Annotated in this window: 12 protein-coding genes; 7 read left to right on the top strand and 5 right to left on the bottom strand. The window is 64.1% G+C overall.

Annotation, left to right across the window (positions count from 1 at the left end):
- The first annotated feature begins 94 nt into the window (after nucleotides 1-94).
- The 6 genes from prfB to xylA all read left to right on the top strand — a co-directional run bounded on the left by prfB (nucleotide 95) and on the right by xylA (nucleotide 11,247).
- Nucleotides 95-1,241, top strand: a protein-coding gene (gene prfB / locus P5205_03750) for a peptide chain release factor 2 (protein HSA09463.1) whose coding sequence is annotated in 2 segments (ribosomal slippage) — nucleotides 95-163 and nucleotides 165-1,241 — 1,146 coding nt in all. Because the reading frame shifts where the segments join, the coding sequence is not laid out codon by codon here.
- Nucleotides 1,242-1,331: 90 nt separating this feature from the next.
- The gene (gene trpC / locus P5205_03745; protein HSA09462.1) at nucleotides 1,332-2,144 is read left to right on the top strand and encodes an indole-3-glycerol phosphate synthase TrpC; all 813 of its coding nucleotides are present in this window, start codon (nucleotides 1,332-1,334) and stop codon (nucleotides 2,142-2,144) included.
- A gap of 169 nt (nucleotides 2,145-2,313) precedes the next feature.
- Nucleotides 2,314-5,547 carry a discoidin domain-containing protein gene (locus P5205_03740; GenBank protein HSA09461.1) on the top strand — a complete coding sequence of 1,078 codons (3,234 nt, stop codon included), beginning with the start codon at nucleotides 2,314-2,316 and terminating at the stop codon, nucleotides 5,545-5,547.
- Between the two features lie 223 nt (nucleotides 5,548-5,770).
- Nucleotides 5,771-8,185, top strand: a complete 2,415-nt coding sequence (locus P5205_03735; GenBank protein ID HSA09460.1) for a hypothetical protein — start codon at nucleotides 5,771-5,773, stop codon at nucleotides 8,183-8,185.
- A 462-nt stretch (nucleotides 8,186-8,647) separates the two neighbouring features.
- Nucleotides 8,648-9,808, top strand: coding sequence for a serine hydrolase domain-containing protein (locus tag P5205_03730; protein ID HSA09459.1), 1,161 nt, complete (start codon nucleotides 8,648-8,650; stop codon nucleotides 9,806-9,808).
- A 113-nt stretch (nucleotides 9,809-9,921) separates the two neighbouring features.
- The gene (gene xylA, locus P5205_03725) at nucleotides 9,922-11,247 is read left to right on the top strand and encodes a xylose isomerase (protein HSA09458.1); all 1,326 of its coding nucleotides are present in this window, start codon (nucleotides 9,922-9,924) and stop codon (nucleotides 11,245-11,247) included.
- An 85-nt stretch (nucleotides 11,248-11,332) separates the two neighbouring features.
- Here the strand turns inward: xylA and P5205_03720 are convergent, their stop codons facing one another.
- Both P5205_03720 and P5205_03715 read right to left on the bottom strand, forming a co-directional pair.
- Nucleotides 11,333-12,523, bottom strand: a complete 1,191-nt coding sequence (locus P5205_03720) for a Gfo/Idh/MocA family oxidoreductase (protein HSA09457.1) — start codon at nucleotides 12,521-12,523, stop codon at nucleotides 11,333-11,335.
- A gap of 129 nt (nucleotides 12,524-12,652) precedes the next feature.
- On the bottom strand, nucleotides 12,653-13,873 hold the full coding sequence (locus P5205_03715; protein ID HSA09456.1) for a Gfo/Idh/MocA family oxidoreductase: 1,221 nt from the start codon (nucleotides 13,871-13,873) through the stop codon (nucleotides 12,653-12,655).
- 69 nt (nucleotides 13,874-13,942) lie between these two features.
- On the opposite strand from P5205_03715, the gene lpxD reads away from it, so the two are divergent.
- Nucleotides 13,943-14,971 (top strand): UDP-3-O-(3-hydroxymyristoyl)glucosamine N-acyltransferase, encoded by a 1,029-nt coding sequence (gene lpxD, locus P5205_03710; protein ID HSA09455.1) that lies wholly within the window; start codon nucleotides 13,943-13,945, stop codon nucleotides 14,969-14,971.
- Nucleotides 14,972-15,003: 32 nt separating this feature from the next.
- Here the strand turns inward: lpxD and ilvB are convergent, their stop codons facing one another.
- The 3 genes from ilvB to P5205_03695 all read right to left on the bottom strand — a co-directional run bounded on the left by ilvB (nucleotide 15,004) and on the right by P5205_03695 (nucleotide 21,069).
- Nucleotides 15,004-16,875 (bottom strand): biosynthetic-type acetolactate synthase large subunit, encoded by a 1,872-nt coding sequence (gene ilvB, locus P5205_03705; GenBank protein ID HSA09454.1) that lies wholly within the window; start codon nucleotides 16,873-16,875, stop codon nucleotides 15,004-15,006.
- 256 nt (nucleotides 16,876-17,131) lie between these two features.
- Nucleotides 17,132-19,102: an acetylxylan esterase gene (locus P5205_03700; GenBank protein HSA09453.1), complete on the bottom strand. Its 1,971-nt coding sequence runs from the start codon at nucleotides 19,100-19,102 to the stop codon at nucleotides 17,132-17,134.
- A gap of 74 nt (nucleotides 19,103-19,176) precedes the next feature.
- Nucleotides 19,177-21,069, bottom strand: coding sequence for a sulfatase-like hydrolase/transferase (locus P5205_03695; GenBank protein HSA09452.1), 1,893 nt, complete (start codon nucleotides 21,067-21,069; stop codon nucleotides 19,177-19,179).
- Between the last annotated feature and the right edge of the window lie 108 nt (nucleotides 21,070-21,177).

The following is a 21,177-nucleotide window of genomic DNA, read 5'->3' as shown; positions in this document are numbered from 1 at the left end:
TGAAACAGGCCCTCTGGCCGATGGGCCCGAAGCGGATGCGCCTGCGCCCCACTTCAACTTGCCAGCAGTCCCGTCGCGAACTAATCTGCTGGAAATGTTCGACACCATCAAAGCCGAGCTGGCGGCTGCCGCCGACAAATTGGCCCATCTGCGGAGGTTTCTTTGACGTGCCCGGCGCGCAGGCACGCCTGGGCGAGATTAACGCCCTGATGGCGGCAGAGAACTTCTGGAATAGCCGCGAGCAGGCCCAGAAGGTCATAGACGAGAGCAACTCCCTCCGCAACAAGACCGAACCGCTCCTCAAGGCGGAGAAGCAACTGGAGGACTTCCACGTCATGGTGGAGTTGGGCGAGGCGGAGCCCGATGCCGCGCAGCCCCGAATACTCCAGGAGCTCGAACACGACCTCGCCGGGTTCTTCAAGGCGCTGGATACCCTGGAACTGAAGGTCTTTCTCGGCGGCCGCCACGATAAGAGCAATTGCATCATGGGCATCAACGCCGGCGCGGGCGGCACCGAATCGTGCGATTGGGCGAACATGCTCCTGCGCATGTACCAGCGCTGGGCCGAAACCCGCGGCTGGCAGGTCGAGGTGACGGACATGCTCTCCGGCGAGGCCGCGGGCATCAAGAGCGCGACTATGATCATCAGCGGGGAGAATGCTTACGGCTACTGCAAGGCCGAACGCGGCGTGCACCGCCTGGTGCGCATCTCGCCGTTCGATGCGAACAAACGCCGGCACACCAGCTTCGCCAGTGTGGATGTAATCGCCGAAATCGAGGAGGCCTCCTCGGATATTGTGATTCCGCCGAATGAGTTCCAGGTGGACACCTTCCGTTCGGGCGGCAAGGGCGGCCAGAACGTGAACAAGGTCGAGACCGCGGTGCGCATCACGCACATCCCGACCGGCCTGGTGGTTGCTTCGCAGAGCCAGCGTTCCCAGCACCAAAACCGCGCCGCGGCCATGAAGCTCCTGCTGTCGCGCATTTACGCTCAGCGTGTTGACGCGCAAAAGGCGGAGATGGAACGCTTCTACGGCGAGAAAGGCAGCATCTCGTGGGGCAACCAGATCCGCAGCTACGTCTTCCAGCCCTACCGAATGGTCAAAGACCTGCGCACCGGCGTCGAAACCAGCAACGTGCAGGGGGTCATGGACGGCGACCTGGACCCGTTCGTCAGCGCCTGGTTGCGCGCCGGCTGCCCCACGAAGCGAATGCAGGGCGTCAAGGATGAGGAGGACTAGTATCCGGCCGCCAAAGACCGAAAGACGCACAGGCGCTGGCGTCCGCCGTGAGCGCGCGGCATTGGGCATCTGACCTTGATTCCTGAGGTTGTGACCATCCTTGATCGCATTGTTGAGGAGAAGAAGCGCGAGGTGGCGCGACTGCCGCAGCGCCCGGTTTCCGTTGCCGACCTGAAAGCCGCGCTGTGCGCGCGGGGCGGGCGCCGGGACTTCGCCGGCGCGCTCCGGATACCTAAGCCAGGCTCGGTCGCGCTCATTGCCGAGGTCAAGAAAGCCTCTCCGTCCGCCGGCGTGATTCGCCCTGATTTTGACCCCGTCGGAATTGCCAGGGAATACGAGTCGGCCGGCGCCAGTTGCCTCTCGGTGCTGACCGACGAGAAGTTCTTCCAGGGTTCGCTGGAGTACCTGAAGCGAATCCGCGCGGCGGTGAACCTCCCGCTGCTGCGCAAGGATTTCATCATTGATGAACGGCAAATTCTGGAGGCGGTCGAGTGGGGCGCCGACGCGATTTTGTTGATCGTGGCGATCCTGGACGATGCGCAGTTGCGGCGGTTCCATGCGTTGGCGGCGGAAGCCGGCCTGGCGGCGCTGGTCGAGGCCCATGATGAAGCCGAGTTGGACCGGGCGCTCTCCGCGGGGGCGCAGTTGATCGGCGTGAATAACCGCAACCTGAAGACATTCAAGGTGGACTTGGCCACCACCGAGCGTTTGGCGGCGGCATTGCGCGGTTCACCACACACGCTTCGCCCCACACCACTATTGGTAGCCGAAAGCGGCATCCACACCCGCGCCGATGTCGAACGGTTGGCCAGGTGCGGCGCGCAAGCCATCCTTGTGGGTGAGTCACTCATGAGGAACGCTGATATCGGCACCCAGGTTCGCGCGCTGCTGGGCTGCCGATAAAGGCGATTTCTCTGTTTGATATTCCCGCCGAGAACCGTTAACGAGGTCCTGTGCATTTCAGGCTTGCGCTTGCGGCGTTGGTGCTGGTCCTGCGTGACGTTCCAGTCAGGGCAGGGGAGACACCGCCCCATGCTCGCAAGCCGGCGGTCGAGACTGCCAATTTGAAGCTATGAAGTTCACTTCGCCTATGGCTCGGCTCGTCCAGCTTGGCTTCCTCTGGCCCGCGCTCGCGTTAGGGAGTCTGGCCCCGGTTCCCTCCGCCTCCCGACCGCGCGACGAGGCGCTCAACGGCCAGGCGTTTCGCCAGCAGGTCGAAGAGGATTGGCTCCGGCAGGCCAAGGCGATTGAAGCCGGCGCGCCCGGCACCGTTACGACGGAGACCGACGCGCGCGGCGGCTGCGACGGCATCAAGGACGGCAAATACGCCTTCCACACCGGCCAGGAACCCAATCCCTGGTGGCAGGTGGACCTGGGCGAGGTGGTCCCGCTCAGCCGCCTGGTGGTGTTCAACCGCCTGGACTACGCGCCCGGGCTGCACAATGCCGACAACTTGCGCATTCTCACTTCCGAGGACGGCAGCCATTGGACGCCGCGGCACGAAATAAAGGGGCAGCATTTCGGCGGCATCAGCGGCGCGCCGCCGCTTGAAGTGCGGTTCAAGGATGGCGAGGTGCGCGGCCGGTTCGTGCGGTTGCAGATTCCGAGCGCCGCCCCGATATTCTTCCATCTTGATGAGATTGAGGTGCATGGACCAGCCGCGCCGGAGCGCAATCTGGCGCTTCACCGGCCGGCGAACCAAAGCAGCCTCAGCCCGTGGTCCACGGCGAAGTCCCTTAGGCCGCCCGATGCGCCACCGGAGTATCCCACCGCCGGATTCATCGAGCGCGGCCGCAAGCTGGCGGCGGACTTGCGCCAGGCTGGCGTGGATTGCGCCCCGGCGCTCCAAGAGCTGGATGCAGCCGCCCAACGCCTCCAGGCGCTGTCTGAAGACGCCCCGGACGAAGCACGCCGGGCCCTTTACCTGCAGGTCCGCCGGCTCGTGCGCGGCTTGGTGTTCGCCAACCCGGTCCTTGACTTCGACCGGCTGCTTTTCGTGAAACGGTTCACGCAGGAAACCTACCCCGATGTCTGCCTCAATCACATGCCCTGGTGCTCGCGCCCGGGCGGCGACCTTTGCATTCTCGCGGCCCCGCCTGGGCGGAAGCTCTCCGCTGCGCTGGGTGCGCCGGGAGATTCCCCGCTGCAACTCCGCTCCATTCTGAACCGCGCGCTGGGCCCCGGCCACGTTCATGGCATGGACCTGTGGTGGGACGGCAGCCGTGTGGTATTCGGCTATGCCCGCAAGCCGGCCGATGAGCCGCCCGAAGGCTGGCTGGACCGCGCCCGCAGCTATCACTTCCGCCGCACCGTCGAGCCTACCCATATCTTCGAGATCGGCGTAGACGGCCAGAACCTGCGCCAGCTTACCTCGGGGGAATGGAGTGATCTGGACCCCACCTACGCGCCCAACGGGGATATCGTCTTTGTCTCCGAGCGCTGCGGCACCTCGCTCCAGTGCAACGAATACGACAAAGACGAAACGAGCTGCAATCTCTACGTGATGAAGCCCGACGGCTCCGGCATCCGGCGCCTCAGCGTCAACAAGGACGGAGACTACCTGCCCCACACCCTGGATGACGGCAGCATCGGCTATCTCCGCTGGGAGTATCACGAACGCAGTTGGGCCTTCATCCAATCCATCTGGACCATTCGGCCCGACGGCACGGGCGCGGATGCCATTTTCAAGCAGCACTTCGTCAATCCCTGGGCGCTGGAGGATGTCCGCTCGATCCCCGGCAGCAAGAAGCTCGTCTGCGTCGCCGCCGGCCACCACACGCTGGCGGTCGGGCCGGTGGTTGTCGTGGACCTCACCCTCGGCATCAACGAACCCAAAGGCATGTCCATCGTGACACCGGACGTCAAGCCCACCGAAGGCGGCATGGACGGCGTGAGGGTGCCCGAGGGCGGCACACAGGACTGCGGGGGACTCTACTCCACCCCATGGGCGCTCTCGGAGAAATGCTTCCTGGCCTCCTACACTTACTCCAACAAGGAGACTGATGCCAAGGGCTACGCCCTCTACGTGATAGACGTATTCGGGAACAAAGAACTGATCCACCGCGATCCGGCCATCTCCTGCTTCATCCCGATGCCGCTCCGGGCCCGGCCATGCCCGCCGGTGCTGCCGGAACTCGTGGATTTGTCTCAAGACCACGCCACCTGCGTCATCAGCGATGTGGGCTTCGGCTCCGAGGATGTCGCGAGCCGCATCCGTTATGTCCGCATTGCCGAGCCCATCGGCTGGCCCTACGACAACCGCCTCGGCGGCCAGCGCTACGGTGAGAAAGGCCCCCAGCTCATCAACTGGACCCCCATCCGCATCCTTGGCGATGTCCCCGTCGAGTCCGACGGCAGCGCCCACTTCCAGGTTCCCGCCGACACCGCGGTTTACTTTCAGTTGCTTGACGAGAACCGCATGGAACTCCGCCGCATGCGCAGCTTCATCAGCTTCCAACCCGGTGAACAACGCGCCTGCGCCGGATGCCATGAAACCCGCGGCGTGGCGCCCCGTCTTACTCCGCCCTCCCTCGCCGCCTCCCGCCCGCCCCGCGCCCTCATCCCGCCCCCGTGGGGCGACCGCCCCGTCAGCTTCCTCCGCGACGTTCAGCCCATCCTCGACCGCCACTGCGTCTCCTGCCACGCGGGCCTCAAACCCGCCGCCGGCCTCGACTTCGCCGGCGGCCTCACCGACTGGTCCCGCCAGTACGAGCAATGGTGGGGCCTCGTCCCGGGCTACGGCTTCAACCGCGCCTTCGAGACCATCCTCAACGCCAAGCTGGTCGCCACCGCTGAACCTAACCTCCAGGACGCCAGCATCACCCCCGCCCTCGCTTACGGCGCCCACCAGAGCAAACTCTTCCACGCGCTCCAGGCCGAGCCCCATCGCCAGCGCGTCCAGTTGGACCCCAACGAGCGCCTCCGCCTTACCATGTGGATGGACGCCAACGCCCCCTACCACGACCGCTTCGTCAACAAACGCGCCGACCAGAAAGCCTACGACCTCGCCGCCGACAAGACCCTCGCCCGGCAGCTCACCGCCATCCACGAACGCCGCTGCGCCGCCTGCCACAAAGCCTCCGACGTCACCCGCCTCGATTGGATTGACCCCCGCCAGCCCGAGCGCCCCCTCTTCCTCCGCGCCCCACTCGGCAAATCCGCCGGCGGCACCCAGGCCTGCTCCGAATTGGTCTATAAGGACACCTCCGACCCCGACTATCAATCTGTTCGCGAGCTCCTCCGCGCCGCCGCCGACAAAGCCTGGGCCTCCCCCCGCCGCGACCTCCAGACCCTCGCCGGCAAATAGCACCCACTGCACGAAGCAACGACCACAACGCGGGTACAATCCCACACCCCGAGGGAGAGCATCCCGACGCCGATCTTGCGCCAACGGACGAGCCGGTTCGGCAGCGGTCCCTCTCGCCGTCCATCGCAGCCAATGCGCCGCATTCCATACACGGGCACCAAGGCGCTTGAAAGGACAGGCTCCGCCCGGGTAGTCTGCGGCCACTAATCTGGAGTGGCGGAATATGAAGCTACGATGGGTGATCGGACTCGGAGTGCTTGTATTGGCGGCAGGGGCCACCGCCTACCTGCTGTTTCCAACCAACTCCGCCCAGCAAGCGCTCGAGTCAACGCGTAACGAGCTGCGGCGGCAGGGATTCAAGGTGGGACTGTCGGAGTTCGATTTGTCGGCCTCAGGGGATCTGCTCGCGCGGGCTTCTGCACTGACCAATGCTGCTTCTGCGCCGGTCCATGGCGGCAGGTGGTATGCGCGGAATGAGATCCTCTCGCATAAAGGCCTGAACCTCATGACACCGGCTGGCTCAAACTGCGCTGTGGTGGTTTGGATGCAAAAGACCCTGGCATTGGAGCCTGCTGCATTTTTTGACCGGGCAGGTTATGAGCCAACAGAAGATCTTTGGGCAGCTCTGCGACAGCTCCTCGACGAAAGCAGGCCACACCAGGACGCGGCATGCGCCGCCGCGCTCGCAGGGCCGATCCGCTTTAACCTGGAGGCGAGTCGTGGCAGTGCGATGTTACTGCCGCACGCGGCCGTGGTGAAAGGCCTTGGACAGACGTTCGGCACCCGCGCCGTGCTGGATTTGCACGACGGCAACCGTGAGGCCGCCTGGTCCAACGTCGTTGCCTCGGCGCGGCTGGTCACGGCGTGGCAGGTCGAGCCGGTCGAGGTCTCGCACATGGTGCGGTTTGGCTGCGTGAGCCTGGCCTATGACACGGCCTGGCAGGCGCTGCAAACGCCGGGCTGGAATGATGAGCATTTGGCTGGCCTGCAGCACGAATGGGCATCTCTGGACTTGTTCAAAGGCCTGCCGGAGACGGCTGCGTTCTCGCGTGCCGCAGCGGCTGACCTTTGCCAGCGGGAACGCGCGGAACCCATTCCCTCGATCCTGGACAATACACGCATGGGCTTTTCTTTGAGGCTCACCTGGCATGTTTTCGTCAATCGCTGGCGCCGGGTCGCTTACCGCGGTCAAGGCAGCTACGAGGATGAGCGCGCTGTGCTGCTCCACTATCGGGACCGCGAACTGGAGCTGCGGCAGGCTGTGCAATGCCCAAGTTGGATCGAGATGCGCCGGTTTCCCGGCGTGACCAACTTCGTTCCCTTTGCCTCGAAACACGCCTCAAAAATGCAAACGCTGCAGAATCTGAGGCAGGTAAGTATAGCGATGCTGCGCGGCGGCCAGAGTCTCCTGGGGCGGGCCGCCGAGGCCGAGGCCCGCAGAAGGCTGCTCGTCACCGCCATCGCGCTGGAACGCTACCGGGCGCGGCACGGCTCGCACCCCCAGGCGCTCCAACAACTCGTGCCGGAACTACTCCCCCAGCCGCCGACAGATTTCATGGACGGCCAGCCGCTGCGCTATCAGCCCACACCAGACGGGCATTTCGTCCTCTACTCTGTTGGGCTCGACTGCGTGGACAACGGCGGAGAAATGCGGCGGCCACAGTGGCGCGGACCCGGTTTCCCGCAGGGGCTCCATGACGTGGGTGCCTATGGCGGACCTGCCGGTCGCGGTTGGGGCGGGGCGCAGGGCACGGACCTGGTGTGGCCCCGTCCGGCCTCACCCGCCGAGATGCTGACGCACCAGCAGGAGCTGGAGAGGCAAGCACAGGCGTCAAAGGCGGCGTTCAACCAACGCGAAGCCGATTACGAGAGGCAAGCCGAGGCGGAGCGGCAGGCGGCCATCGCCCAACTCCAGGCAGAGGTCGAGGCAAGAAGGAACCGTTCCGGACGTTCCGCAGACACACAGGACGCGCCGACTTATCATGGCCAGCCGCTCAGCAAGCTTCTGTGCAACGAGGAACCGGGAGAGACCACCCAGCCAACCTTGGACGAGTTAATGACCCTTAGACGCGTCATAACCGCCGATGACCCGGAAACCGTGACTTTCGAAGTGCCGATCCGCTACGACGTGGTAACCAACATCGGGAGCTTGCGCCTGTTAATTGATGCCGGTCATGGGGGCGGTGAGATGCAGGTTTTTGAGCGGGCGACCAACGGCAACTGCCTGCTGGTCTGGAACACCACCTATGATTCGCCCGGCCGACATTTTGTTCAGGCCCAGTTGTTTTGTACCGAGCGCCAAAAAGAGCGGCGCAGCTTTGAAACGATGGGGCCACCCACGCCCTTCTTCTCAAGCAACCTCTGCCAGTTTGATCCTCTCTATTCGCAATTCGATTCCCGCGGCGCCATCCTGTACGCGAAACTGCCTGAGTCCAATGGCATCTACCGCATCGAGCTTACGACACCTCAAGGCGCCCACCTCAAGACGTTCCAAGGCACAACTTCCAACGGTGTGATCAAGGTGCATTGGGACCTGACAGACGGCCACGGGCAGCGCTTTACCAATACCGAGTTCAACTCCAGCTTCAGCGTCACCCTGCCCAGCTCTGGGCGCTCGCAGGAGATCAAGGGCCCGTAGCATCACCAATTAGCCCCCCAGACCTCATAAGCCGCACACTGTCCACATTTTGGACAGTGATGCTGCTTGTCTGCCCCTTCCAGTCCCCGCTGGCCCCGGCACGATTGGCTGGTTAATACGGTGCCGACATGGTGAGGTTACGGTGTGTATCCCATGGGGAGCGCTCCCCATGGGATACACACCGTAGCCCAACCGCACTGACGAGCCATCCGCAAGCCCACGCCAGGGTGCGGCCACCACAAGAGCGTCGTCGCCCGTCCGGCGGGGGTGCTGGAGGTAAGGAGGGGAGTCTGAGACGACCAATCGCCAGCGCGGTTCGCCGCAAACCTATGAAGAACCTCACTTGGCGAAGTGTGCACGCAGTTTCACGCGGCTCTTTGTTCAATCCACTCCGCCACGTGTCTGCGCCCCGGAAGGTTGGGATTGTCTTCCCGGCAATCCTCCCGCCACACTAGGCGCCGCATGAACTACAGCCCTCTTGCCCTGCTCCTCTCTGCCGCCACCGCGATCGCCGCCGCTGCCCCGGACTTCTCCGAAACCGCCGCCATCCTGCGGCGCGGCATCGAAGACCATGCCTTCCCGGGCTGCACAGTCGTCGTCGGCACCGCCGACAAGGTCCTATGGTCAGAAGCTTTCGGCTGCCTGGACTACACGGGCCACGTGCCGGTGACAAAGCAGACCCTATACGACCTGGCTTCGGTCACCAAGGTGGCCGGGACGACCTCGGTGTTCATGCAATTGATGCAACAGGGAAAGGTGCGGATGTCCGATCCGGTCAGCGCATACCTCCCGGAGTTCATTGATCTCGCGCCGGATGACGAGGACAAGGCCAAACGCAAGCAGATCACGGTCGGGCACCTGCTGACCCACACCGCGGGGTTGACTTCCTGGAAGGCCTATTATCGCACGCAGACAAACTACGCCGCGATGCTCCGCGCCATCCTCACGACCCCGCTGGAGAGCGACCCGGGCGCGCGGGTTCGCTACAGCGACTTCGGCATGCTCCTGGCCGGGGAGGTGGCCGCGCGGGCCGGCAAGAAGCCGCTGGCGGACCTGGAACAGGTGTTGGTGTTCAGTCCACTTTGCATGACGAATACCCTGCGCAATCCGCCGGCCGGGTTGCATGCCCGCATCGCCCCCACCGAAAAATGGCCTAACCGCACCAACTTCGTCCACGGCGTCGTCCACGATGAGAACTCCCGCGCCGCTGAAGGCATCACCGGCCACGCCGGCCTGTTCTCGACGGCGGAGGACCTGGGGAAGCTGGCCACGGAGCTGTTGCGCGCAGACGAAGGGAAGAGCCAGTGGTTGTCTCAACCCGTGTTCGCTGAATTCGCCCGCCCGCACGAGCTGGCCCGCGGTGGCAGCCGTGGCCTGGGTTGGGGGCTTGAACGCGGCGAGAAACGGGCCATCGGGCATAATGGATTTACCGGCACCTACATCCGCGTGGATCTCGACCGGAAGCTACACCTGGCGCTCCTCACCAACGCCGTCCATCCCACGCGGGACAACCACAAACTCGGCACGGTCCGGCGTGAGGCCATCGCCGCCATCCTGCGCGCGTTCGACAAGAGCCTCGCGCCAGACAGCGCCGGGGACGGCGAACCTCCGCGCGAGCTCTGATTTCATGGGATGTTGCTCCGCGCGGGAACGCTCCCGCCTGTGGCCAGGGTGTCAACTCCTCCTTGTCTTCTGCGCGTCTGAGCATTAAGTTGCCGTTCCGAACGTCCTGAACCATGAAGCAGCAAGCCCGAGAGTTTTTCCCCGGCATCTCCCGGATCCACTACGAAGGCCCGGATTCCAAAAACCCGCTGGCCTTCAAGCATTACAATGCCGACGAGTTGGTCGCCGGCAAATCCATGCGGGACCATCTGCGCTTTTCGGTCACTTACTGGCACACCATTCGCGGACAACTGGCCGACATGTTCGGCGTGGGCACGGCCGTTCGCCCGTGGGAAGACGGCACCAACTCGATGAAGATGGCCGAGACGCGCGTGCGGGTTGCCTTCGAGTTCCTCGAGAAGCTCGGCGCGCCGTTCTACGCGTTCCATGACCGCGACGTGGCGCCCGAGGGCAGGACGCTGCGCGAGAGCAATCGCAACCTCGACACCATCGTCAAGGTGCTCAAGGCGGAGCAGGAGCGCACCGGCGTGCAACTGCTGTGGGGCACCGCCTGCCTGTTCGCGCATCCGCGCTACGCCCACGGCGCGGCCACGAGCTGCAACGCGGACGTGTTCGCTTATGCCGCCGCGCAGGTGAAGAAGGCGGTTGAAGTAACGCACACGCTCAAGGGCGCCGGCTACGTGTTCTGGGGCGGACGCGAGGGCTACAGCACGCTGCTAAACACGGACCTGAAGCGGGAGATGGATCACCTGGGCAGGTTCCTGCACCTGGCCGTGGACCACAAGAAGGCCATCGGTTTCAAGGGCCAGTTCTACATCGAACCCAAGCCCAAGGAGCCCACCAAGCATCAGTACGATTCCGACGCCGCCGCGTGCTTGAACTTCCTGCGCGAGTACGGCCTGCTCGGCGACTTCAAGTTGAACCTCGAAACCAACCACGCCACGCTCGCCGGCCACACCATGCAGCACGAGCTGGAAGTGGCCATCGCCGCGGGCGCCCTCGGCTCCATGGACGCCAACACCGGCGACATGCTGCTCGGCTGGGATACCGACCAGTTCCCGACCAGCATTTACCTGACCACCGAGATCATGCTCTCGATCCTGGGCATGGGCGGCTTCAAGACCGGCGGCACCAACTTCGACGCCAAGGTCCGCCGCGAGAGCTTCGAGCCCGTGGACCTGTTCTATGCTCACATCGGCGGCATGGACGCCTTCGCGCGCGGCCTCAAAGTCGCCGCCGCCATCCGCAAGGATGGCCGCCTGGCGGAGTTCGTGAAGCGGCGCTACAGCTCGTGGGACAACGGCATCGGCGCGAAGATTGAGGCCGGCAAAGCCAGTTTCAAAGACCTCGAAGCCTACATGCTCCAGAAGGGAGACGCCGCCCCGAACACCAGCGGCCGGCAGGAGTTCCTCGAAAACCTGATTAACGAGTTTGTTTAAGCAGCCGGGCCGACGCCGGCGGCTGGTGTACACAAATGGGGACGGCGGTGGCGCCGTCCCCTTCGATTTACCAGGCTCCGGGGCGTTAGATGGCTTTGGGCATCGCCATCCAGGCGCCCTTCTTCTTGCTGCTCTTGAGGCAGGTTTCGATGAAGGCAATGCCCATCCAGCCGTCTTCGACGTTGGCGTACTTGGCGCCGTCGCACTTGAATGGCCTGCCGGCTTTCCAGAGACGCACATCAGCCTCGAAGCAGCGGTGCAGGCGGGCGTAGGCATCGTGGAAGGCCTCCGGGTGGCCCGAGGGGATGGTCGGCTCGGCCATCAGGTCGGCGGGCACGTTCTTGGGCAGGAAACCGTCGCCCGGCGTCACCGCGTTGCGCCAGTAGACCCGGTCGGGCTGGCCTGCCAGCATAACGGTGACCGCCTCCGGCTCTTCCTGCCGCCACACGAGAGTGCCTTTGGTGCCGGCGATCTCGATGCCGAGGTCATTTTTGTGGCCGATGCAGATCTGCGAGGCGCGGACGAGAGCTTTGCCGCCGTTGCTGAGCTTGCAGTAGATCGTGAAGTGGTCGTCGAGCTGGCGGCCCTGGACGAAAGTCTCGAGCTGGGCGCTAAGCTGGGCGACGTCCAGGCCGGTGACGAAGCGGAGTTGCATGAGGGCATGCGTGCCGATGTCGCCGCCGCAGCCGGAACCGCCGGCGCGCTTGGGGTCCACGCGCCAAACCGCCTGGGTCTGGCCGGTGGCTTCGAGCTTGGTCGCGAGCCAGCCTTGGAGGTAGTAGCTGTCCACCCAGCGCACTTCGCCGAGCAAACCGCTGCGCACGATGTAACGGCTGAAGCGAGTAGTCCAGTGGCCAAGGTAAGTGTGGGCGACGCCGAAGGGGACCTTCAGCTTGCGCGAGGTATTGACCAGGTCGGAGGCCTCTTTGAGATTGAGGCACAGCGGCTTCTCGCAGAAGACGGCAATGCCGGCCTTCATGGCTTTCATGGCCGGGTCGTAATGAACGAAGTTGGGCGTGACGACGACGATGTAGTCCAGCTTCTGGTCTTCGGGGAGCCGGGCGTTGGCGGCGATCATCTCGTCGTAGGAGCCGTAGCCTTTGATGGGGTAAGGCCAGTTGGCGGCTTCGTCGAGGGCGATCTTGGGATCGGGGAACAGCGCTCCGGCCACAACGCGCCGCGTGCCGTCAAAATGGATGGCTTTCTGGTGGGGATGAACGATGAAGGCGCCTTTGCCGCCGCCGACTAAACCGACATTGAGAGGTCTGTTGGGCATAGATGATACTCCTGTCTTTGTGATTAGTGACTAGTGATGCGTGTTGTGTCTGGTGTTAACGTTTGTCTCTGCTAACCGAAACTCGCGCCTAAAGTAGCGGGCGGGTGCTCCCAGTTCAAGGCCCGACCGTCAGAGCTTCACCCAGGCGCGCTTCTTAACCGACTCTTCCACCGCCGCCAGCACGCGCTGGTTTTTCAATCCGTCCTCGAACGTCGGGTGGACCGGCTTCTGGTCCACGCAGGCATTGACGAAATCCGCGATGGTGTGGACAAAGGAGTGTTCGTAGCCCAGCGGATGGCCGGCCCGCCACCATTGGCCGACATAGGGGTGTGCGCCACCGGGCTGGGACACCAGGACATCGCGGAAGCCTTGCCGGTCGGGCAGGCTGGCGGTGTCGTAAAGCTTGAGGTGGTTCATGTCCTCGAAATCGAAGCAAAGCGACCCCTTGGAGCCGTTGATCTCGAGAGCTATCTGGTTCTTCCGCCCAGGCGCGTAACGGGTGGCTTCCAGGTTAGCGAGCGCGCCGTTTTGGAAGGTGCCTATGAAGGTGGTGGCGTCGTCCACCGTTACTTTGCCCAGTGGGCGCGCGGGTTTGGCGGGCGGACCGGCGGCCGCCTGGCCGGATTTTGCCTTGGCTTTGGGAGCGGCTTTGGGCGGCGCGGCTGGCGCGGCTCCCGGCTTTTGCGGCAACGGGCGCTCCGTAACGAAGGTGTGCATCATGCCGCAGACCTCCTTGAATTCTCCGACGAGGTAACGCGCCAGGTCTATGAGGTGCACGCCGATGTCCCCGTGCGCGCCGCTGCCGCAGATGGGCTTCTGCAGCTTCCACTGCAAGGGCGTCTCCGGATCCACCAGCCAGTCCTGAGCGTAACGCGCATGATAGTGATAAATCTGGCCGAGGAACCCCTCGGCGATCATCTTCCTGGCCAGCGCAATGGCCGGCACGCGGCGGTAGTTGTGGCAGACCATGTGCACGACCCTGGCCTTCTGGACCGCAGCCAGCATGGCTTCCGCCTGTTTGACATCCAGGGCCAGCGGCTTCTCGCACAACACCTGCTTGCCGGCCCGGGCGGCGGCGATTGCGATTTCGGCGTGGGAGTCGTTGTGGGTGCTGATGTCAATCACATCAATCAAGGGCGACTCCACCAGCTCGCGCCAGTCCGTCGAGGCGAACTGCCACCCGAGCCGGGCGCGGGCGGCCTGCACGCCGGCGGTGGTTCGCCCGCAGATGGTGTGCATTTCGATTTTGGCTTTTAGAGGGAAGAAGTAGGGCGCCTGCCGCCAGGCATTGGAATGCGCCTTGCCCATGAAGCCGTATCCGATCATTCCGACCCGGAGTGTCTTGGCCATATTCAAAGTTGGGGTTGAATTAGCTGCCGCGGCCTTTATAGTGGCCCGCGTTGTCCAAGTCAACAGCCTATGCCGTACACTGCCGCTGATATTGCCAAACTCCTCGAAGGTGAACTGGCCGGCGACGGCTCCCTGACACTGAAGGGATTCGCGCCCGCCGACCGCGCCCAGCCGGGCGACCTGACCTTTGCCGAGAACGAGAATTATTTTGCCCGGGCCGAGCAAAGCGCCGCCTCGGTCATCATTGTCGATGGATCCCAGACCTCCAGCCGCAAGACGCTCATCCGCGTGCCCAGCGCTCGCATTGCCTTTGCCAAGGTGCTCCCGCTGTTTTTCCCGGAGCCGGCCTTCCCTGCCGGCATTCATCCCACGGCGATTGTTCCAGCGAGCGCCCAGATTGATTCGACCGTCCATATTGGCCCGTATTGTGTGCTCGGCGAGCAGGTGCGGATTGGCCCGCGCTGCGTCCTGGAGGGGGCCAATCACGTCGGCGCCCGCTGCCAGCTTGAGGAAGACACCCGGCTTTTCCCCAATGTCACGCTGTATCCGGACACGCAGATCGGCCGGCGTGTGCGCATCCACTCCGGCACCGTCGTCGGCGCGGACGGATTCGGCTATGTGCTGGACAACGGCGTCCATCGCAAGGTGCCGCAAATCGGCAACGTCATCATTTGCGACGACGTGGAGCTGGGAGCCAATGTAACGGTGGATCGCGGCGCGCTCGGGCCGACCATTATCGGCAAGGGAACCAAAGTGGATAACCTCGTCCAAATCGCCCACAACGTGACGCTCGGCGAGCATTGCATCATCGTGTCGCAGGCGGGCATCGCGGGCAGCACGAAGCTGGGCAATTACGTTGTGCTCGGCGGCCAGGTGGGTCTGGCCGGACACCTCAAGATTGGCAACCGCGTCTCCGTCGCCGCCCAGTCCGGGGTCATGAACAACATCCCGGACGGCGAGAAGTGGATTTGGACACCCGCCCAGCCCGACCGGCAGGCCAAGCGGCAGATGATCGCCCTGCAGCAACTGCCCGAGCTGATGCGCCGCGTCAAGGAGCTGGAGAAGAAGCTCGCGGCCAAAGAGGAACCAGCGGCGTAGCGTCAGGCATCGCTGCCTGACGCTACGGGTGGCTACGCCTGCCAGATCATGTCGGCGACGGTGCGGCCGGCCGGGATGAACGGCAGCACGTGCTCGGTGTAGGGCACGATGATGTCCAGCACATACGGCTCTTTCGCATCCAACATGCGCTGCATCGCCGCCCGGAGGTCCTGCTTGTACATGACCCGCTCACACTTCACGTTGAAACTGGTGCAGACAGCGGTGTAATCGGGATAGATCAGTTTGCGGTTCTCCGGGTCGCCGAGATAGGTATTGCCGCGGTTGCCGGCGTAGAACCGGTCTTCCCACTGCATCACCATCCCAAGGTGCTGGTTGTTCAGAATGATAGCCTTGGCGGCGATCTTCTCAATATGGGCGGTCGCCAGTTCCTGGATGTTCATGAGGAACGAGCCGTCGCCGTCAATATCCACGACTTCCCGGTCGGGGAATGCCACCTTGGCCCCCAGCGCCGCCGGGTAGCCGTAGCCCATTGCGCCCAGGCCCGCGCTGGTCAGAAGCTGGCGCGGGTACTTGAACTTGTAATACTGCGCGGCCCACATCTGGTGCTGGCCCACGCCGGTGGTGATGATGGCCTCGCCTTTGGACAGTTCGTAGAGCATCTCGATCGCCATCTGCGGCAGGATGACCTCGCTTTCCCGGCCCTTGAGATGGTCGCGCATGTGCTGCGACTTCATCACCTCCTCGGTCACCGTGTAACCGAACGGCGCCTTGGCCTTCCAGGCCTCGATCCGCTTGTGCCAGGTCGTGAACTTCTTCTGCAAGGGCCGCTCTTTAATCATCTGAGCGAGGCGGCCCAGCGCGAACTTAATATCACTGATGATCGGCAGATGGACCCGCCGGTTCTTGTTGATCTCGGACGGATCAATGTCTATGTGAACGATGGTCCCTTTCTCGCAGAACTTATCCACCTTGCCCGTCACGCGGTCGTCGAAGCGCACCCCAAAGGCCAACAGCAGGTCGGCGCCGGGCGCCACCTGCTTCATCGGGTCATTGGCGCTCTTGCGGGACTCGAACTCCCCGTTGACGGCCCAATTGGCGAAGGCCGCGCCGTGCATGCCCAGCCAGCGCAGCGACAGCGGATGCGTCTCCGGAAATGCGCCGCAGCCCATGATGGTCGAGGTGACCGGGATCTGCGCCGCCTCGGCGAACCGCCGCAATTCCTCGCTCGCGTTGGCGGTGATGATGCCGCCGCCCACGTAGAGCACCGGCCGGTCGGACTTCTCGAGCAGCCCGATGATTTCGTTGAGTTCCAGGTCGCTCGCCCGCCGGTCTTTCTGATAACCGCGGAAGTTGACCTGCCGGGGGAAGACCGGCTGCGTGCGCGCCTGCTGCACGTTCTTCGGCAAGTCAATCAACACCGGGCCCGGCCGGCCGGTCTGCGCGATGAGGAACGCTTCCTTGATGATGCGCGGGATATCGTTGATGTTGGTGATCAGGTAGCTGTGCTTCACCACCGGCAGCGTCATGCCGTAAATGTCGGTCTCCTGGAACGCGCCCTTGCCGATCATGGCCTGCGCCACCTGTCCGGTGATGGCAATCAGCGGGACGGAATCCATGTACGCGTCCGCGATGCCCGAGACGAGGTTGGTCGCGCCCGGGCCGCTGGTAGCCATGCACACGCCCGCCCGCCCGGTGGCACGCCCGTAGCCGCCCGCGGCGAAGGCGCCGCCCTGTTCATGGCGCGGCAGGACGGTGCGAATCTTCTTTGAGCGCGTCAGGGCCTGGTGGATTTCCATGCTGGCGCCGCCGGGATAGGCGAAGATGGTATCCACCCCCTCGCGTTCGAGGCAGGCCACGAGGATTTCGCTGCCGGCCATCGTGGGGCCGAGCTCCGCGCTTTTGGCGGCCGGCGCTTTCTTAGTCTGTTCAGTTGTCTTGCTCATATATGTTGTTTGCGGTTGGGGCTGGCAGCCGCAGGTGCATAAAAAAACCCACGACCGTCTGCCAGCCGTGGGTTCTTGTCGAAACTCAACTTACCTTCGACAAGCGCCTACGGCGTCGCCGACTACGACGACCAAAACCAAAGCAACTTGTCGAATGTTCATTAACATTGCGGCAAATCTAGTAAACGATCCACGGTTCGTCAAGCCCCCGTTTCAAACAAGAAGCCGCCTTGCCGAGGGGGTCTCCCAGGGATCATCATGGGTGTCCCGCATCCGCCCGTTTGCCCAACAATTCCAGCACCTGCGGGAGGTCGCCCACCTTCAGCACATTGAGATAATCCGGCCCCTCGTTCTGCGAGGCCGGCAGCTCTTTCAGCTCCAGCTTCTCAATCCCCGGCTCGAATAAAGCCGCGTAAGCCGCGTTTACTCCCATCTGTTTGTTCGCTCGAAGGCAGAGCGGGGTCTGCTTGAACTCGGGCAGCGCCTTGAGCGCCCGTGCCGCGCACTGGATGTCCCACACCCTCATGCCGTCGAGCGTCTGCCCCAGGAGCATGTAGCGGCGCCGCACCTGGTTGGCCCGCTTCTTTTCGGCTTGCCACCGCGCGGGCTCGACTTCGCGCGGCGCAAAGAACGCCAGCGCCAGTTTCCCGGCCTGCATTTCCCGCCGCAAACTCGCCTGTGCCTCGGGCGTCCCGCCGCCCAGCCAGAGCCACCTGGCCGGTGAATTGGTCCAACCCTCCGCATCCAGCACCGTTAGCAAGACCTTTTCTGGCCGCTTCACCTTGGGGTCCTGCAACGTCCAGAGCCAAGGGCTCACCCCGGTCTGGATGTTCAACCGGCAGGCCCGAACGCGGAGACCGCCGCTGCCGGATAGATCCTCCAACTGCGGATTGATCGCGCTGCGCTCGGCCGGCCAGCCGCCGAACACCTTCCCGCGCAGCGCCTCGACATAATCGGCTCGCTGTTGGCCGGCTTGCGCCTTGCTCGCTGCCGGGCGAAGCGGCGCCGCCTTCGGCACAAAGATTTCGTCCACCCTGGTGTTCACCTCGTCCGCGGGCAGCTTGTCAAAGACCCGGAGCTGGTCCGGCGTGAAGCACTTCGTGGCGGCCATCTCGATGAGCGGGTCCTGGCCTTTGAGAAACCGGTTGAACCAGCGGAAGACCGGCACCTGCAGGTCCTGCGTGTCCTCGTGCGGGCCCTCGGTGATGAGCAAGCCAAGATGGTTGGGCTGGTTGTAGAGATCGTAGATGCGCCGGGTCTGCTGGTGAACCCGCACCACGCCGTCCAGCGGGAAGATCTTGTCCTTGTCCGAATTCCCGATCAACAACGGGCGCGGCGCGATCAGGGCCGCCACTTGAGGCAGGTCCCACCGGTAAGTGTTCACGTGGAACATGCAATCGCAATGTCCCTCGACGCAGCCGTCCACGACCTGATTGCGCAGGTCAGTGATCCCCGCGATGGGCGCGGCGACCTTGACGCGGTCATCCAGCGCCGCGACGGTCCAGGTGTAAGCCCCGCCGCCCGAGCGCCCCGTCATGCCGAGACGCTCCTTGTCCACCTCCGGCCGGGAGCAGAGGTAATCCAGCGCCCGAATGCCGAACCAGGCCTCGATGCCGGCTGGCGTGTAGCCGCGCGAATTCCACCACCACCGCCCATCGCTGTAGGTGCCGCGATGGCAGCCCTGGATTTCGCCCAACTGCACCGTGTCAATCAACAGGCAGACGTAGCCATTGCGGGCAAACCAGGCGCCGTGGTGCTGGTAGCCCGTCTTGTTGCCACAGCTTGCCCCGTTTGTGAACGACCGGCTGTGGCCGCAAGCGTAGAGAATTCCCGGCGCGGGCGCGTCCAGCTTCTTCGGCAGATACAGGTTGGCCGTGACATACAGTTTCGGCAGCGCCTGAAAATGGAGCTTCTCCACCGTGAAGTCGGCTTGCTCCAGTTTTCCGGTGATAACCGGGTTCAAGTCCGTCCGCTCCAGCGCGGGCCAAAGGCCCAGCATCTCCGCCAACTGCCGCCGGTATTCGCCGCGCCGCGCCTCCCAGTCTTTGAGGGAACGGATGTCGGCCAGGCAGCGCTGGGCAAGCGCCGCCGTTTCGGCGTGGAAGTAATCCGATAACGCCTGGTCATTCCGGGAGGCCCGGTCCGCAACCGACGGCGGGGTTGAAACAGCGGCTGGCAGCGTGAAGGCAACAAGCAGGATAACTGCCGGACAAAACAACAGCTTCATGGCGCAAGAGTGTTTTGGACAGCGGACGATCGCAAACATTTCTTTAGGCACCCTCTGGTTGCCGGTCCCTTCGACTAGCGCCCTTTCTTCTTGCCGGGCCGATTCCCGGAGTCCACCTCCAGGCCGAGAGCGCGCAACCCTTCGCTCAGGCTGTTGCGAACATAAGCCTGTGGATTGGCGGCCAACGCTTCTAGCATGGCCGGCACGGCTGGCCGCGCTTTCTCGCCGAGGAGCTCCAGGGTGCGCGCGGCATGCGTCGCCGCGATGTAGCTGGGGTCCTGAAGCAGTTTCGTCAGCACCTGGAGCGCCTCACCGTCCGAGAACTGCGCCACCAAGACACCGGCCGCTTCCACGCGGACCGGCACGGACTCGTCCGCCAGAGCCTTGCGCAAGGCATCCTTGCCCGCGGCCGCTTCCCGGCCCGCCGAGCGCAATCCGTTAGCAGCCCAGTAACGCACGGTGGGATCAGCATCGGACAACCGGCGGATGAACTCCGAGGCCTGCCCCGGACGGCCAACACGATCCGCCGTGTCCAGCACTCGCTCCAAAGGGTAATCTTTGTCCGAATGCGCGGCTTTGCTCATGGGCAGCCCGGCGGCGCACATCATCTCCGCCTGCCATTCATGGATGAAACCCAAATCGCGCGTCTCAATCTGCCAGTCGCGCAACGCCTTGCGCATCCGTTCCAGCACGGGCCGCGAAGCCGGATCGTCGGCGAGGTTGCGTATCTGCCAGGGGTCCTTCTCGCTGTCGTAGAGCGCTTCGACCGGCTTGCACGGTCCGGCGTAAGTGAGCTGCGGCGCGTTGAGTTTGCCCTCCGCCGCCAGGCGGGTGATCTCGCGGCGCAGTGCGAGCTGGTCGGAGTAAGCCTCGGGCTGGTTCCACGACAGGTGGGGCATGTAACTGCGCAGGTAGAGGTAGCGCGGGTCGCGAATTGACCGGCAGAGTTCCAGCGCCTCGTCCACCCGGTCGCGCGCGCCAAAGACGTATTCGCGTGGCGCGGCCGAGGCCTTGCCGAGAAAGGCGCGCCCTTGCATGTGCGCCGGGATCGGCAGTTCGAGCAAGCTGAGCAGGGTCGGGCCAAGGTCTACCAAACTCACCATCCGGTCACAGACGCTCCCCGCTGCGGCGGGGGCGAGGTGGAGGTACTTCTCCGGGAAATACACCACCAGCGGGATCTTCAGGCCCGTGTCCCACAGGGTGCGTTTGCCACGCGGGATGCCCTGGCCGTGATCGGGCCAGAAAAAGACGATCGTATCGTCCCGAAGCCCGTCGCGCTCCAGTTCGGCCAGGATTTCGCCGGCGTGTTGGTCCATCGCGCTGATACAATCATGCACCCGCGCGATGGTGCGGCGCGCCGTCGGTGTGTCCGGGTAGTACGGCGGCAAGGGCGCCCGCGACGGGTCGTGCCGCTGGGACGCCGCGAGTTTGGGCGGCGCACTCTCAAAGACCTGCCCCTGGTGCGTCTCCGTCAGGTTGAACACGGCGAAAAAGGGCTGGCCCGGCTTGCGGTTGCGCCAGTGGGCCCGACCGCTGCATTCGTTCCACGCGGCGGAGATGATGCGCTCTTGCGCCCGGGTGTTGTAATCGGTCTTGGTGTTGTTCGAGCAGTAATAGCCGGCGTGGCGCAGAAAGGCGGGGAATCCTTCGATCCGGTGGGGCACGGGAAACCGCGACCTGAGCCGCTGGGTGCCATAGGTCGTGGCGTAACAGCCGGTGATGATCGCAAAGCGCGACGGGGAGCAAACGGGAGCGGTGGCGAAGGCGTTGTTGTAATGCACGCCGCCGCGCGCGAGCCGGTCCAGGGTTGGGGTGCTGGCATACTTCTCGCCGCAGAAACCGAGCCAGGGCGAGGTGTCCTCACAGGAAAGCCACAGGATGTTGGGCCGCGCGGCATCGGCGCCCTGGAGCGCAGCCGGCAGCGCCGGCAGCAGTGCGGCGAGTATCAGCAGTGTAATCGGTTTCATCTGACGCCCTCAATATGGCCAAAACCAACGGGCTTCCGGAAGTCCAGACCTCGCCGAATGCCGGGGCGCTGGCCGTCCCGCTGGTGCTGGCGCCGAACGCCCACGCGT

It is taken from the genome of Candidatus Paceibacterota bacterium, assembly GCA_035452965.1.
Classification (GTDB): Bacteria; Verrucomicrobiota; Verrucomicrobiia; order Limisphaerales; family UBA8199; genus UBA8199.
The sequence above is the reverse complement of the archived record's forward strand: the minus strand, read 5'-3'. Positions and strand labels throughout refer to the sequence as shown.